Here is a 14926-nt window from a genome sequence, read left to right as displayed (position 1 = left end):
CCTACGGCGTCTGCACGGCATTGACCACCGCGTCGATCACGGTTTCCACCGGCACCTGCTCGGCGACGGCGTCGAACCCCAGGATCAGGCGGTGCCGGAGGATCCGGTGGGCCAGGGCCTTCACGTCCTCGGGGATCACGTGGTCTCGCCCTTCCAGCAGGGCACGCGCCCGGACGGCCTGGCTGAAGGCGATGCTGGCGCGGGGACTCGCACCGAATTCGATGTACCCGGCGAGGCGGGGATCGATGTACTGGGCGGCATTGCGGGTAACGAAGACCAGGCCCACGATGTAATTGACGATGGCCGGGTCGAGGTAGATCCGCCGGACGGTGTCCTGCACAGCGGACACGGCGGCCAGGGACGCGGCGGCGGGCGGTGCCTGCTCCTTGCTGTACACGCCGGCGTCGATCCGCCGGATGATTTCCGCCTCTTCCGCCGGTGTGGGGTAGTCCAGGACGTCTTTGAGCATAAACCGGTCCATTTGCGCCTCGGGCAGCTGGTAGGTGCCTTCCTGCTCGATGGGGTTCTGCGTGGCCAACACCAGGAAGGGCGCCGGCAGCGGGTAGTCCCGGCCGCCGATGGACGTCTGCCGTTCCTGCATGGCCTCGAGCATGGCGCTTTGGGTCTTGGCGCTGGACCGGTTGATTTCGTCGAGGAGCACAATGTTGGCGTGGACGGGGCCCAGCTGCGTGGAGAACGTCCCGGTGGAAGCGTCGTAGACCTGGGTGCCGACGATGTCGCTGGGGAGCAGGTCGGGGGTGCACTGGATCCGGCGGAAGTCGCCGCTGACGGCCTCGGCCACCGTTTGGGCCGCGGTAGTTTTGGCCAGGCCCGGAACGCTTTCCAGGAGCACGTGGCCACCGGTCAGCAGTCCCACCAACAGCGATTCGCGGAGCCGGGACTGGCCCACCACTTTGGTTTCGAAACTCCTGGTGATGTTGGCCGCGACCTGTTGTGCCCTGGCCAGTTCCGCCGGTTCAATCCTTGCGGCGGCACGGGTCTGCTGCACTGGTGGTCCCCCTGGCTGGCTGGTTGATGGGTACTGGCGGGCGCCTGCACTCCGCCCGCCATCCTATCCAAGCCGGATGCGGTGGAGGCGGCAATGGGGACCACTCCCCATCCGCGCCCGGCAGGTCTATCCTGATGCCATGAGCGAGCTTCCAGCCAGTTACAAGGAGTTTCTCGCCGACAAGAGCGAGATGTTCGTGAACACCGTCAAGCCGGTCCTGCAGCAGTCTGCTGCGGATGGACTGCACGGGGTCCGCGTGGTGTACAACCCCGGCTCAACCGGCCACCAGGCGCACCTCGATGAGACCCTTCCGTTCGGGGTTGTCCTCGAGGACATCGACTAGCCGGCCTGTCCGGCTGCTGTGCCCGACCTCCTGATGTCAGTTTTCCAGCAGGAGGCGCTGGGCGCGGGGGGCCAAGGTGTGTTCCAGGACCAGCGACGCGGCACCAATGGCCCCGACGTCCTCGCCAACGCCGGTTCCCACCACATCGATGGGGTGGATCAGCCGGGCGGCGCTGCTGGCGTCAAGGAGCGGGGGCAGCAGTTCCAGGTAGCGCTCCGACAGTCCGCTCCAGAACGGGCCACCGAAAACCACCCGTTCAATGTCCAGGGTGTTGGCGACAACAGACACCGCCCGCGCCACCAGCACGGCGGATTTGTCGATGATGGCGGAAGCCTTTTCGTTGCCCTCGGCTGCCAGGCTGCACAGCCGCGAGAACTGCTGCTGGATTTCGGCTCCGCTGCTGCCCGCCGGCGGACCATCCAGGATTCCGGCGGCCTGGGCCTCCGCGACCAGTACCTGCGGGATGCAGGAGGACTTGACGCAGCCGCGCTGGCCGCAGTCGCAGGGCGGGCCGTCCGGATCCACCATGATGTGGCCGATCTCGCCGGCGTTGCCTGACGTGCCACGGACCACTTCGTCGTTGAGGACGATGCCGCAGCCAATACCGGTGCCCATGTACATAAAGATGAAGCTGCCGGAACCGCTGGGGCCGCCGGCCCAGGTCTCGGCCACGGCGGCGCTGGTCACGTCCTTGTCCACCAGGACCGAGTAGCCCGTCGCTGCGGAGAGGGCGTTGCGCAGTTCCACCCGGTCCCAGCCGGGAAGCAGTGGCGGGTCAACCACCGTGCCGTTATCCAGGTCGATCGGCCCGGGAGTGGCCAGTCCCAGGCCGGCTATCAGGCTCTGGTCCACCCCGGATGCAGCCACAACGGCGGCGATCTCCGCGGCAATGGTGGCGATGACGGCGGCCGGGTCGCTGCCGCCCGGCGTGGCAATGCGGGAATGCTGCACCACCGCCCCTACGAGGTCCAGCACCACCACGGTGGTGACGGCCGGGTCCAGGTGGACCCCCAAGGCGTACATGCCGGCAGGGTTGAGGCGCAGGATGGTCCGCGGCTTGCCGGGGCCGCTGCCTTCCTTGCCGGCTTCGATGATGAGGTGCTGGTCAAGGAGCCGGCGGGAAATATTGGAGATGGTCTGCGGGGACAGGCCCACAATCTGGGCCAGCTCCACCCGGCTCATCCCGCCGGAGGACCTGCGGATGGCATCAACGATCACCGTGAGGTTGAAGTCCCCCATTTTGGGCAGGTTGGTTCCGCGCCTCGGTGAGGATGGGCGGATCTCAGTCACTTCTTCCCCTATACCTTTACTGCGTTGCAGTGGTGATTCTTGAATCGTACGTTACGCCCTCCCGCAGGCCATACGTCTGTCCGACGGCGCGGCGCGCGGTAATTCAGCGGTCAGCGCAAGGCCCGCCGCACGGTCCGTGCCACCAGGAATTTTGGGTTCTGCCCCCGGACATCGGTGGCCCCCACCTCGCGTTCGAGTGCCGGCAGGTACGGGAGGTGCCGGTTGTAGACGGTCCAGAGTTCACCGCCCGGTGCCAGGACGCGTGCGGCGGCGCTGATCAGTTTCAGGCCGGCACCGGCATGGATTCCAGCGCCCACGTGGAAGGGCGGGTTCAGCAGGACCAGGTCCGCGCTGCCCGCCGGCAGGGTGCTGAGTGCATCGTCCTGCAGGACACTGATCCGGTCCGCCAGGTTGTTGGCGCGGGCCGTTGCGAGCGCTGAAGCCACGGCGGCCGCTGACTGGTCGCTGGCGGTGACCACTGCCCCCGGGAACCTGCGGGCATACATTGCCGCCAGGATGCCCGTGCCGCAGCCCAGATCCACCGCGTGCGCCGCTGCGGGCATGTCGGGCAGGAAGTCCAGCAGGAACCGGGTGCCGATGTCCAGCTTCGGGCCGGCGAACACGGCACCGTGGGCGGCGACCGCCAGTTCCAGCTCCGCCAGGTGTTCCAGCACGGGGAACTTGGTGGCCGGCGCATCCGGCCGCGGCCAGGATGCCAGGATGACCCGGGATTTCTGCCGCGCCAGTTGCGGCTGGACGGTGGTGAAGTACTGTTCCAGCACCCGGTTCATGCCCAGCGACATGTGCTTCACCCGGCCGCCGGCCAGCACCACCGCGTCCCGGTCCGCATGCAGTGCCACGGCCGCGGCGATCTCCTCCAGTTCGGCCAGGGTCTTAGGCAATTGGAGGAGCACCGTCCCCGCACCGGCCAGCAGGTCCGCCCCGAGGGGGAGCTGCTCAAACCGGGCACCGGGTCCGGCGTTGAGGCGCAGCGCCCGCTCGCCGGTCACCAGGTCCTGGTGCACCCGCAGGTCCTCCGGTTCCAGCACGGCGCCGGCGCCGAGGGTCAGGGCACCATAGCGGTCCCCGACCACGGCGATCCGGGTGCCCGCGCGTCCTTCGGCAGCCGCGGTCTCGAGCAGGAGCCGGTCGGTGGCGTCCCAGGCATGGAGGTTTGCCGCTTCCACGTCGGGCCGCCGGCGCAGGCCGGCGAAAAGGTCATCACTGATGTGTGCTGGCTGGTCCATGCTGTTTTCGGGTTCTCCCTCGGTGGTCATTGCTGCCGTCCTTGCGCCGGTGCGGCCAGCTGCGGCAGCTTGAGGAGCGTTGCCACTGCCGCCCGGCCCGCCCGGTTCGCGCCGATGGTGGACGACGACGGCCCATACCCCACGAGATGCACGCGCGGCTCGGCTGCCACTTGCGTTCCGGCCATCGCAATTCCGCCGCCGGGTCCCCGCAGGTGAAGCGGGGCAAGGTGCTCCAGTTCGGCGCGGAAGCCGGTGGCCCACAAGATGACGTCCACCTTCAGCAGCTCCCCGGTGGCGAGGCGGACGCCGTCGGGCGTTAGGGACGTAAACATGGGCTGCCGGTCCAGGGCTCCCCTGGCGGCTGCGGCACGGAGGGTGGGGGTCCAGAGCAGGCCGGTCACCGACACAACGCTTTGCGGCGGCAGGCCCTGCCGCACCCGCTCTTCCACGAGCGCCACGGCGTCGTGGCCGGCCCGGCCATCGAAGCCGCTGTCCCGCCATACGGGCGGGCGGCGGGTGAACCAACTGGTACTGGTGACCAGCGAGATTTCGGCGAGCAGGCCCACCGCTGAAATCCCGCCGCCCACCACCGCAACGTGGCGGCCCGAAAATTCCTCCGCCGCCACGTAGTCGGCCACGTGCAGTTGGCGGCCACGGAAGCCGGCCTGGCCCGGGTAGATGGGCCAGAACGGCCTTGTCCAGGTGCCGGTGGCGTTGATGACCGCCCGGGCGGACCACACGCCGTCGTCAGTGGTGATCCGCAGCCTGCCGAGGGGGTTGCTGTCTTCCCTGCTGACGGAACGGACTTTGACGGGCCTCCTGATGGCCAGTGCCAGTTCCTCCTCATATCCGCCGAAGTAGCGGCTCAGGAACTCCGAACTCGGTTCCGCGGGATCCACCGGGGGCTTGGCCGCACCCGGCAGGTCGCTGATGCCGTTCACGGTGCCCATCCGAAGGCTTTTCCACCGGTGCCGCCAAGCGCCGCCCGGACCGTCTTCGGCGTCCAGGACCACGTGGTCCAGGCCGCGCCGCAACAGGTGGTACGCGGCGGACAGGCCGGCCTGGCCGGCGCCGATGACCACAACGTCGGCAAGGGCAGGGTTCACTCCCCCATGATAGTCGCGTCCCGACACCGGAAAATTCCCTGCTCCAGGGGCGCTGACAACGGCGGGGACCGGCCTTAGTGTTGGCCCAAGGACGTGCATGACGGTTGCCGAGGGTACTGGCCAGCGGCGGGGAGGCCGTCCGGGAAGGCAGGACCGCCGTGGCCGCAGGGACTGGACATGCTGACCGGCTTGCCGCAGCACTGGGGGTGGTGCTGGGCACGGAAGGCATTCCGCTGCGCCTGCGCGCGTGGGACGGTTCAGAGGCAGGGCCCCTGGGTGCACCGATCCTGGAGTTCCGGTCCCGGCGCGCGCTCCGGCGGATTTTGTGGTCGCCAGGCCAGCTGGGGCTCAGCCGCGCTTACGTGGCCGGCGAAATCGACACCCCGGGCGATATCTTCGCTGCCTTCACGGCGCTGAGCTCGGCAGGAAAGTTCGCCGAACCGGGCCCGTTCCGCCGACCCACGGCAGGGGAACTGCTGGTTTTGGTCCGGGCAGCCGTCCGGCTCGGCGCCCTGGGGCCCAACCCTGCGCCGCCAGCCGAGGAGGCGAAGGTCCGCCGGACGGGGCGGCTGCATACGCGCCGCCGGGACTCCGCGGCCATCTCCCATCACTACGACGTGGGCAACGACTTCTACGAACTGGTCCTGGGCCCGTCCATGGTGTACTCCTGCGCGGTGTGGGAGGGGATTCCGGCGGACGGTGCGGACGGCCACGGGACAGGCAACGGCCTGGTTGAAGGTCTGGACGCCGCCCAGGAAGCCAAGGTGGACCTGGTGTGCCGCAAGCTCGGGCTGCAGCCGGGCATGCGGGTGCTGGACGTGGGCTGCGGCTGGGGCAGCTTCGCCCTGCATGCTGCCAGCCGGTATGGCGCCACGGTGGTGGGTGTCACCCTCTCGGCGGAGCAGGCTAAGCGGGCCCGCGAACGGGCTGCGGATGCGGGCGTGGCGGACGCAGTGGACATCCGGGTCCAGGACTACCGCGATGTTCCGGATGGCCCGTTTGACGCCATCAGCTCAATCGGCATGTCGGAGCATGTCGGGCGGGCCGGGACGCCTGGCTATGCGGCCACGCTGTTCGGTTTGCTCAAGCCCGGCGGGAGGCTGCTGAACCACGCGATTTCCTGGAACGCCGGGGTCACCAGCCCGGACCCGGACTCGTTTATCCCCCGGTATGTCTTTCCTGACGGGGAAATGATCAGCCTCGCGGAGATGGCGGCGGCGCTGGAGACCGCCGGCTTCGAGATCCTTGACGTCGAGGCGCTGCGCAGGCACTACGCGCTGACACTGCGGGCGTGGGTCAACCGGTTGGAGGCCGGCTGGGACCGTGCGGTGGAGCTCGCCGGCCCTGGCCGGGCCAGGATCTGGCGCCTCTACATGGCGTCCAGCGCCCTGGGCTTTGAAAACAACCTGACCGGCGTCAACCAGGTGCTGGTCCGGCGGCCCGGCGGGGCGGAGCCGCCGCTGCGGCGGACGGAATGGCTCTGAACCGGTCGCTGCCGCCGGCAACAACAAAGGGAACCACCGGCGCCGGTGGTTCCCTTTGTTGTTTGGTGGAGCTGAGGGGACTCGAACCCCTGACCCCCTGCATGCCATGCAGGTGCGCTACCAGCTGCGCCACAGCCCCAAAACCTGCCGCCTCAACGGTAACCCGCGAAGCAACCTGATCAGCTTAATGCACTTTGGTGTTCCGCGCCAATCGGAGGTTCACTCAGGGGCGTATTTACCGTTTCCTGCCACCAGCACCCGGCACGGACGTGATCTGTCGATGGCCCCGCCATGCCCCGCTGAGGTTGCGGGAGGCCGGCGATGTATCGCTGCTGGTCGTGGAGACCATGATGGCGTTCGCGGATACAAAAAAGTCCGCCGGAATCATGATGATTCCGGCGGACCGTTCGGTGGAGCTGAGGGGACTCGAACCCCTGACCCCCTGCATGCCATGCAGGTGCGCTACCAGCTGCGCCACAGCCCCGAACTACTGCTGTTCTTCGATGTTTTCCCGGGTTTCCCCGAAGCAACTCAAATATCTTAGAACAGCAATTCCGAAAATTCCAAATCGGGTATATTCGCCCGGATGGTGCGGAACTATTCGCCCTCGGCCGTAACTGCAGCCTTAGCGGACGTGTCATCCCCGAGCTGGAGATCCACAACGGGGCAGTCCTTCCACAGGCGCTCCAGGGCGTAGAAAACACGGTCTTCCTCGTGCTGTACGTGGATGACGATGTCCGCGTAGTCCAGCAGGACCCAGCGGCCACCGGAGCGGCCTTCGCGACGCACGGGACGGAGGTCCTGCTTGGCGAGTTCCTCTTCGATGCCATCAACGATGGCGTTCACCTGGCGTTCGCTCGGTGCCGAGGCGATCAGGAACACATCGGCCAGCGCCAGGCGCTCACTGACGTCCAAAGCCACGATGTCCTGGGCGATCTTGTCGGCGGCAGCCTTGGCGGCGGTACGGGCAATGCTGATGGATGATTCTGTAGCAGTCATGGGACTTCCTTGTTGTTATTAAAAGCTGTGATGTTCGGCGGAGCCGGTCAGCGGGACATGCCGCTGATGATCAGGACGATGCCCGAGACGAGTGCCACGATGCCAAAAACCAGGATGCAAAGTTGAAGCAGGCGGTTCCGCTGCGCCCTGCCGAGCCCCGCGGTGGCAGCGTCGAGGGGGTCCAGCCCATGCGCGGATGCAGCCGGGATGCGTGGCAGGTCCGCAAAGAGGTCGTCTGGGGAGCTTTCGGCTGGAACGCCTGGAACGGGGGCCGCAGCTTTCCGTGCGGCAGCTTCCGCCCGGGCAATCACCTGGGACGGGCTGGTGCCGGCGTCCGGGGCGGGCCGACCGGCGCGTGGTCCGGGCGGGTTCTTACGGCCCGGACCGGAGGCGGCTTTGCTACCGGGCCGGGTGACCACTGGAACATGGGACGTGGCGGGGCGCTTCATGACCGGCCGGTCGAAGCCAGGTACTTCGACAAACTCCAGGGGTGTCACCATGGCCAGGTTATCTGCGGTGGACGGTGCCGGCTTGCTTGCCCCGGCCCGCCGGTTGACCGCGGCCGCCCGCTCAGCAAGTGCCACTTGCTCAGCCAGGACTGCGGGGTCCACGGCTTCGGGATCCGCGGTCTTCGGGTCCAGTGAAGCAATGTGCTCCATCTTGGCGATCTGGTTCCTGGCCTGCTCGGCAATCAGTGCCCGCGCTGCCAGAGCCTGTTCCACCGTCATGCCCTTGGGGCCAGGCTCGGTGCCCGGCGCGGCAGGGACAGCGGGCTTGGCAAGCTGGCCTGCGGAGGCCTGCTCCGGCGCCGGAACGATTGGCGTGGCAGCCGTAAGGGCCTGCTCCTTGAGCTGCTGCAGGCGGATTTGGCGGCGGGTGAGCGGACCGCCGTCGGCCTGCTGCCCGTCTGCTATTTCCTGCTCCTTCAGCGTACGCAGCGCCGCGCGATCGCGGGCACGGATCTGGGAGGACCGCTGGGTGGACGTATCCTCCGGTGCGGCATCAGCAGGTTTGTTGGCGGCTCGCTTGGCAGGGGCAGGCTTTGCCGGATCCGGTTTAGCCTGTTCAGCCTGTTGAGCCTTGGCGGCAACGGGCTTGGCCGCTTCAGGCTTCACCGCAGCAGGCTTGGCCACTTCAGGCTTCACGGCAGCAGGCTTGGCCGCTTCAGGCTTCACCGCGCCGGGTTTGGCCGGTTGCGGCTTGGCTGGTGCGGGTTTCGCTGCGGCAGCCTTTGATGAAGCGGCCGGGCCGGCCGGCTTGGCCGGGACGGGCTTCGCCGGAGCTGCCGGCGCCGGAACAGCCTTGGTGGGTGCCGGTTTCATCGGAACGGGCTTGGCCACGGCGGGCCGCTTTGCCTGCGGTTGCCCGCCCTGGCCCTGCTTTACGGAAGGCGCCGCCGAGTCAGGTTGCTTGGTTTCGGCCTGTTTTGTGGCAGGCAGCGGCGCAGCATCCGGCTGGCCGGCAGCGGGAAGCTGGTCGACTTGCGCGGACACCTGTCCAGCTTCCCTTGCCTGGCGGAGTTCCCGGCGGCTACGGAAGGTTGGCTGTTCCTGACTCATTAGGGACTCATTCGGTACTGGCGGGTTCACGTGCTTCGGAAGTTGGATTGGTGACGGCGGTACGCTCATCCGCATACAGGCCGTACTTGGCGATGTACTGGACCACACCGTCCGGCACCAGGTACCACACGGGGTTGTTCCCCGCCACGCGGGTGCGGCAATCGGTGGACGAAATCGCCATGGCCGGCACCTCAAGGAGGCTGACGTCCGTGCGGCCCATCCCGTCCAGGACGTGCCCGGGCCGCGTGACCCCCACAAAGTGGGCCAGCGACCACAGTTCGTCGATGTCCTTCCAGGACAGGATCTGCGCCAGGGCGTCCGCGCCCGTGATGAAGAAGAGGTCCGCATCCGGGCGCTGGGCCCGCAGGTCGCGGAGGGTATCGATGGTGTATGTGGGGCCGGGCCGCTCCACATCCACCCTGCTGACCGTGAACCGCGGGTTTGAAGCCGTGGCAATCACTGTCATCAGGTAGCGGTGCTCAGAATCACTGACCTGCTTGTGCGATTTCTGCCAGGGCTGCCCGGTGGGCACAAACACCACTTCATCAAGGTTAAACTGCGCAGCAACCTCGCTGGCAGCCACCAGGTGTCCATGGTGGATGGGATCAAACGTCCCGCCCATAACGCCCAGCCGGAGCCTGCCCTTGGCGGCACCGCTGTGGTGGAGAACGCCGGAAATGTTAGTGGCCCTGCCCGTGATCGTGCTTGTTGGGGTGCTGGCGGTGCGGATCCGCGTGCTCCTCCGTGATGCTGTGGCGGTTGCCCAGGTTGGAGTAGGACAAGGTGATGAACATCAGCACCAGCAGGATGCCGAAAATGACCGCGCCGAAGACCCACGGCTCGGCCCACAGCGGAGCGAGTTCGTGCTCTTCGCCTTCTGCGGCAACTGACATGGCGATCTGCTGGAACAGCATTTTCTCCCCTAAGGCTCAAGGTTTTCGGGCAGCGGCAAACGCGCTGCTGCAGGCTTCTGGTCTATATTACCGCGTTGCTACCCGCGGACCTGGCCTTCGCCCTGGACGATCCATTTGGTGGTGGTCAGCTCCGTCAGTCCCATGGGGCCGCGGGCGTGCAGCTTCTGGGTGGAGATGCCCACTTCGGCCCCCAGGCCCAGTTCCCCGCCGTCGGTGAACCGGGTGGACGCGTTGACGATCACTGCGGCGGAGTCAATCTCGGCGATGAAGCGTTCGGCGTTGGCGAGGTCGTTGGTCAGGATGGCTTCGGTGTGGCCCGTGGACCACTTCCGGATATGGCTGACGGCGTCGTCAAGGGTGTCCACCATGGCGACGGCAAGGTCCAGGTCCATGTACTCCGTGCCCCAGTCCGCGTCCGTGGCCGGAACGGACTCGATGGACGCGGGCAGGGCGGCGCGGATCCGCTCGTCGGCGTGCAGCCGGACCCCCGCGGCCTGCAGGGCAGCGGCGACGGCGGGCAGGACGGTGGAGCCAGAGTGCACCAGGAGCGTTTCCACGGTGTTGCAGACGCTGGGGCGCTGGGTCTTGGCGTTCAGCAGGATCTCCACTGCCATGTCCACGCCGGCGGACTCGTCGATGAAAATGTGGACGTTGCCCTCCCCCGTTTCGATGACGGGGACCGCGGAGTTGGTGACCACGGTCTGGATCAGCTCGCGGCCGCCGCGGGGAATCAGGACATCAACCCTGCCGCGGGCACGCATCAGCACCGTGGCCCCGGCGCGGCCGTACTGGTCCACGGTCTGGACGGCGTCGGCGGGCAGGCCCACGGATTCCAGGGCTTCGCGCAGCACCCGCACCAGGACGCCGTTGGTGGCTTCAGCAGCGCTGCCGCCCCGAAGGATCACGGCGTTGCCGCTTTTGAGCGCCAGGCCGGCGATGTCCACGGTGACGTTGGGACGGGCCTCGTAGATGGCCGCCACCACACCCATGGGAACGTTGACCTGGCGGAGCCGCAGCCCGTTGGGAAGGGTCTGGCCGCGGACCACGTTGCCTACGGGATCGGGCAGGCCGGCAAGGTTGTCCAGCGCGGACACCAGCCCGGCGATGCGGGTCCTGGTGAGGGTGAGCCGGTCAAGCATGGCTGCGGAGGTACCGTTGGTTTTGCCTGCCGCAACGTCGCGGGCGTTGGCGGCAAGGATGGCGTCGGCGCTGTCCTGCAGGGCCTTGCCGATGGCCTCGAGGCCGCGGTCCTTCCACGCCCGGTTGGCCATCGCCATCCGGCGTGAGGCCTTGCGGGAGCGGTCAGCGATGGCATGCACCGCTGCCTCGACGTCAGCCTCGGACAGCGGGGCATCAACCGTCACCGGCGCGGCGGCAGGCGCCACGGCGTCCGCCGGGAAACCGGCGGCGGTGTTTTCGGAGGTGTCAGCAGCTGTGTGGGTCAGGGCCTCAGTCATCCTTCAAGTTTAGGCGAGGACGGGGCTTACACCAGCACCAGGTCGTCAACATGAACAACTTCCCGGTCATAGCCTGTGCCGAGCTCTTCCCCAAGGTCCCGGGTGGACCGGCCCAGCATGCGCGGCAGCTCAACGGCCGAGTAGTTCACCAGGCCGCGGGCCACGACAACGCCGTCGGCACCGGCGATCTCCACGGCATCGCCGGCCTCGAAGTCGCCCTGCACAGCCGAGATGCCGGCCGGCAGCAGGGAGGTGTGGCGGTGGCGGACGGCCTGGACGGCGCCGTCGTCGAGGACCAGGCGGCCCTGGACGGAGGCCACATGGGCCAGCCACAGCAGCCTGACGGGTTTGCGCGCGCCGTTCACGGTGAACCAGGTGCCAACGTCCTCGCCGCGCAGCGCAGCGGCGGCGTTAGGTGTGGAGGTCACCAGGGTGTGGATCCCGGAGCCGGCAGCCATGCTGGCGGCCTCCACCTTGGTGAGCATCCCGCCGGTTCCCACCCCGGCCTTGCCGGCTTTGCCGATCGACACTGCCTCGAGGTCGCGCGGACCGGTGACCAGGGGAATCCGGGTGGCACCCTGGGCGGGCGGCCCGTCATAGAGGGAGTCGACGTCGGACAGCAGGACCAGCGCGTCCGCACGGACCAGGTGCGCCACGAGGGCGGCGAGGCGGTCATTGTCACCGAACCGGATCTCGTGGGTGGCGACGGTGTCATTTTCGTTGACCACCGGCACCACGCCGAGGTTCAGCAGCCGGTTCAGGGCGCGGAAGGCGTTGGTGTGCTGGCTGCGCCGCATCAGGTCCTCTGCGGTCAGCAGCACCTGGCTGACAGTGACGCCGTGGGCGCCGAAGGCCTGGGTGTAGCGTGCCATCAGCAGGCCCTGGCCTACGCTTGCCGCGGCCTGCTGGGTGGCCAGGTCTCGGGGGCGTTTGGCCAGGCCAAGGGGCGCCAGGCCCGCCGCGATGGCGCCGGAGGAGACCAGGATGATCTCGGTGCCTGCATTGCGCTTGGCGGCCAGGGCGTCAGCGAGGGCCGTCAGGGACTGCTCGGAGATGCCGCCTTTGATGCTGGTGAGCGACGAGGAACCCACCTTGACCACGATCCGGCGGGCCTGGGCGAAGACACTTCGGTCCAGGGCCGCGCCGGGCAGGGCGCTACTGGTCATCGTCTGCGCCCAGTCCACTCTCCTTGAGGGGCTTCGCTACGCGGCGGCTGCTCACGGACTCGGTCCAGATGCCGGCCTTGCGCTCGGCCTCGAGTTCGGCCCTGGTGGCGGCCCTGGCGTCCTTGCGTTCCTGCTGCTCGTCGCGCTTCTGGCCGCGGGTGGGGCGGTCGCCGATGTCGGCGAAGCGGACGTCGGTGCCGCGCGGGGAGGCCAGGAGTTCCGCGCCGGCCATCATGGTGGGTTCCCAGTCGAAGACAACGCCGTCGTCCTCGCCGATGACCACCATGTCGCCGGGCTTGGCGCCCTGCTTGAACAGTTCGGTTTCGACGCCCAGCTTGGCCAGCCGGTCCGCGAGGTAGCCGATGGCTTCTTCGTTGGTGAAGTCGGTCTGCTTGACCCAGCGCACCGGCTTGTCGCCAATGACGCGGAACAGCGGCTCCAGGGCCTTTTCCTCCCGACGGATCTTGAAGCCGGATTCGTTGACGGCCCGGGGGCGGAGCACGGGCGGCTGCACCTTGGGCGGTGCAGCGGCCAGCGAGTCGCGGGCGGCCTTGACGATCTCAGCCATGGCGAAGCCCAGCTGGCGCAGGCCCTCGTGGCTCGTGGCGGAGATTTCGAAGACGCGGTAGCCGCGGGATTCCAGCTCGGGGCGGACGAATTCGGCCATGTCCTTGCCGTCGGGGAGGTCCACCTTGTTCAGTGCCACCAGCCGGGGACGGTGGTTCAGGGGCACAACTTCGCCGTCCTGGCCGGCGTAGCTCATGTCCACAGCGTACTTTTCGAGCTCGGCTTCGATGACGGCGAGGTCGGAGAGCGGGTCGCGGTCCGATTCGAGGGTGCCGCAGTCCAGGACGTGCACCAGGGCAGCGCAACGCTCCACGTGGCGCAGGAAGTGGTGGCCAAGGCCCTTGCCTTCGGACGCGCCTTCGATCAGGCCGGGAACGTCGGCGATGGTGAAGCGGACTTCGCCGGCCTGGACCACACCGAGGTTGGGGATCAGGGTGGTGAACGGGTAGTCGGCGATCTTGGGCCGGGCGGCTGACATCGCGGCGATGAGGCTGGACTTGCCGGCGGACGGGAAGCCCACCAAGGCGATATCGGCAATGGATTTCAGTTCCAGGACAACGTCGCTGGATTCGCCTTCAATGCCGAGCAGGGCGAAGCCCGGTGCGCGGCGTTTCTGGGAGGACAGGGCTGCGTTGCCCAGGCCGCCCAGGCCGCCTGCGGCGGCAACGTATTCGGTTCCTTCGCCAACGAGGTCGGCCAGGACGGTGCCGTCCTTGGACTTGACCACGGTGCCGTCGGGAACGGGGAGGATCAGGGTTTCGCCGTTTTTGCCGCCGCGCCAGTCGCCCATGCCGGGTCCACCGTTGGTGGCGTGCCGGTGCGGTGCGTGGTGGTAGTCCAGCAGCGTCGTGGTCTGGTGGTCGACGCGGAGGATGACGTTGCCGCCGTCGCCGCCGTTGCCGCCGTCGGGCCCGCCCAGGGGCTTGAACTTCTCGCGGTGGACGGAAACACACCCGTGGCCGCCGGTACCGCCGGATACGTGCAGTACTACCCGGTCTACAAAGCTGGCCACGTGGATCTCCTCAGTGCTGTTTCCTGGCAGCCTGTGGGCGCCAAAACGATTGTAATGCGGTTAAAAGAACAGTGGAGCGGACCATCAGGCCCGCTCCACCGCTTCAGAACTTGGTGTTACTCTGCAGCTGCAGCAGCAACGATGTTGACGACGCGACGACCGCGGCGGGTGCCGAATTCAACGGCTCCCGGGGTCAGCGCGAACAAGGTGTCGTCGCCGCCGCGGCCTACGCCGGCACCCGGGTGGAAGTGGGTGCCGCGCTGGCGGACGATGATCTCGCCGGCCGAAACAACCTGGCCACCGAAGCGCTTGACGCCCAGGTACTGAGCGTTTGAATCACGGCCGTTGCGAGTGGAGCTCGCGCCCTTTTTATGTGCCATCTGAAATGCCTGCCTCTAAATTCTGGGGAATCTGCTGAAAAACCGAAACGGTAACCGGGTGGTTACTTGATGCCAGTGATCTTGACCTTGGTCAGTTCCTGACGGTGACCCTGGCGCTTCTTGTACCCGGTCTTGTTCTTGAACTTCTGGATGACAATCTTCGGACCACGGAGGTCCTGAAGGATCTCAGCCGTTACGGTCACCTTGGCCAGGTCAGCAGCAGCGGTGGTGATCTTGTCACCATCCACCAGGAGCAGCGCGGGCAGCTCAATGGTGCTGCCAGCTCCACCGGCGACGCGGTTCAGGGTAACGAAGTCTCCAACGGAAACCTTCTCTTGCCGGCCGCCTGCGCGGACAATCGCGTACACCACTTGGGAACTCACTTCTCTCGAC

General features: G+C 67.5%; 15 protein-coding genes and 2 tRNA genes. 2 read left to right on the top strand and 15 right to left on the bottom strand.

Annotated elements, in window-relative coordinates; translation table 11 throughout:
- Position 1: 1 nt before the first annotated feature.
- Positions 2 to 1009 (bottom strand): AAA family ATPase, encoded by a 1008-nt coding sequence (locus QRN07_RS00800; protein ID WP_285240133.1) that lies wholly within the window; start codon positions 1007 to 1009, stop codon positions 2 to 4.
- Positions 1010 to 1148: 139 nt separating this feature from the next.
- Here QRN07_RS00800 and QRN07_RS00795 point away from each other — a divergent pair, with 139 nt between their 5' ends.
- Positions 1149 to 1352: a hypothetical protein gene (locus QRN07_RS00795; RefSeq protein ID WP_231686111.1), complete on the top strand. Its 204-nt coding sequence runs from the start codon at positions 1149 to 1151 to the stop codon at positions 1350 to 1352.
- 36 nt (positions 1353 to 1388) lie between these two features.
- Here the strand turns inward: QRN07_RS00795 and QRN07_RS00790 are convergent, their stop codons facing one another.
- The 3 genes from QRN07_RS00790 to QRN07_RS00780 all read right to left on the bottom strand — a co-directional run bounded on the left by QRN07_RS00790 (position 1389) and on the right by QRN07_RS00780 (position 4995).
- Positions 1389 to 2591, bottom strand: coding sequence for an ROK family protein (locus QRN07_RS00790; RefSeq protein ID WP_285240175.1), 1203 nt, complete (start codon positions 2589 to 2591; stop codon positions 1389 to 1391).
- A 161-nt stretch (positions 2592 to 2752) separates the two neighbouring features.
- Positions 2753 to 3889, bottom strand: a complete 1137-nt coding sequence (locus QRN07_RS00785; RefSeq protein ID WP_502934771.1) for a class I SAM-dependent methyltransferase — start codon at positions 3887 to 3889, stop codon at positions 2753 to 2755.
- A gap of 26 nt (positions 3890 to 3915) precedes the next feature.
- A complete protein-coding gene (locus tag QRN07_RS00780) occupies positions 3916 to 4995 on the bottom strand; it encodes an FAD-dependent oxidoreductase (protein ID WP_285240131.1) in 1080 nt (359 codons plus the stop codon).
- 158 nt (positions 4996 to 5153) lie between these two features.
- Between QRN07_RS00780 and QRN07_RS00775 the strand changes: the two genes are divergently transcribed.
- Positions 5154 to 6479: a class I SAM-dependent methyltransferase gene (locus QRN07_RS00775; protein WP_050687071.1), complete on the top strand. Its 1326-nt coding sequence runs from the start codon at positions 5154 to 5156 to the stop codon at positions 6477 to 6479.
- A 63-nt stretch (positions 6480 to 6542) separates the two neighbouring features.
- Here the strand turns inward: QRN07_RS00775 and QRN07_RS00770 are convergent.
- The 11 genes from QRN07_RS00770 to rplU form a co-directional block, all read right to left on the bottom strand.
- A tRNA-Ala gene (locus tag QRN07_RS00770) sits at positions 6543 to 6618 on the bottom strand.
- Between the two features lie 272 nt (positions 6619 to 6890).
- A tRNA-Ala gene (locus QRN07_RS00765) sits at positions 6891 to 6963 on the bottom strand.
- A 113-nt stretch (positions 6964 to 7076) separates the two neighbouring features.
- Positions 7077 to 7478, bottom strand: coding sequence for a ribosome silencing factor (gene rsfS, locus QRN07_RS00760; protein ID WP_056597818.1), 402 nt, complete (start codon positions 7476 to 7478; stop codon positions 7077 to 7079).
- Positions 7479 to 7525: 47 nt separating this feature from the next.
- Entirely contained in the window at positions 7526 to 8971 is a 1446-nt protein-coding gene (locus tag QRN07_RS00755; protein WP_285240130.1) for a hypothetical protein, read from the bottom strand.
- Positions 8972 to 9044: 73 nt separating this feature from the next.
- On the bottom strand, positions 9045 to 9716 hold the full coding sequence (gene nadD / locus QRN07_RS00750; RefSeq protein WP_082178350.1) for a nicotinate-nucleotide adenylyltransferase: 672 nt from the start codon (positions 9714 to 9716) through the stop codon (positions 9045 to 9047).
- A 1-nt stretch (position 9717) separates the two neighbouring features.
- Complete coding sequence (locus QRN07_RS00745) at positions 9718 to 9951, bottom strand: hypothetical protein (protein ID WP_050686656.1); 234 nt, start codon at positions 9949 to 9951, stop codon at positions 9718 to 9720.
- 77 nt (positions 9952 to 10028) lie between these two features.
- Positions 10029 to 11408: a glutamate-5-semialdehyde dehydrogenase gene (locus QRN07_RS00740; RefSeq protein ID WP_050686658.1), complete on the bottom strand. Its 1380-nt coding sequence runs from the start codon at positions 11406 to 11408 to the stop codon at positions 10029 to 10031.
- A gap of 26 nt (positions 11409 to 11434) precedes the next feature.
- The gene (proB, locus tag QRN07_RS00735; RefSeq protein WP_050686660.1) at positions 11435 to 12574 is read right to left on the bottom strand and encodes a glutamate 5-kinase; all 1140 of its coding nucleotides are present in this window, start codon (positions 12572 to 12574) and stop codon (positions 11435 to 11437) included.
- Positions 12564 to 14153 carry a GTPase ObgE gene (gene obgE / locus QRN07_RS00730; protein WP_050686662.1) on the bottom strand — a complete coding sequence of 530 codons (1590 nt, stop codon included), beginning with the start codon at positions 14151 to 14153 and terminating at the stop codon, positions 12564 to 12566. The genes proB and obgE overlap by 11 nt, the downstream gene beginning before the upstream one ends.
- Before the next feature lie 116 nt (positions 14154 to 14269).
- Positions 14270 to 14533 (bottom strand): 50S ribosomal protein L27, encoded by a 264-nt coding sequence (rpmA, locus tag QRN07_RS00725; protein ID WP_009372867.1) that lies wholly within the window; start codon positions 14531 to 14533, stop codon positions 14270 to 14272.
- A gap of 62 nt (positions 14534 to 14595) precedes the next feature.
- A complete protein-coding gene (rplU, locus tag QRN07_RS00720) occupies positions 14596 to 14904 on the bottom strand; it encodes a 50S ribosomal protein L21 (protein ID WP_015937330.1) in 309 nt (102 codons plus the stop codon).
- Between the last annotated feature and the right edge of the window lie 22 nt (positions 14905 to 14926).

This window comes from Pseudarthrobacter sp. MEB009 (assembly GCF_030208875.1).
GTDB lineage: Bacteria > Actinomycetota > Actinomycetes > Actinomycetales > Micrococcaceae > Arthrobacter.
Note: the sequence above shows the minus strand (reverse complement) of the source record. Positions and strands in the feature narration are given on the sequence as shown.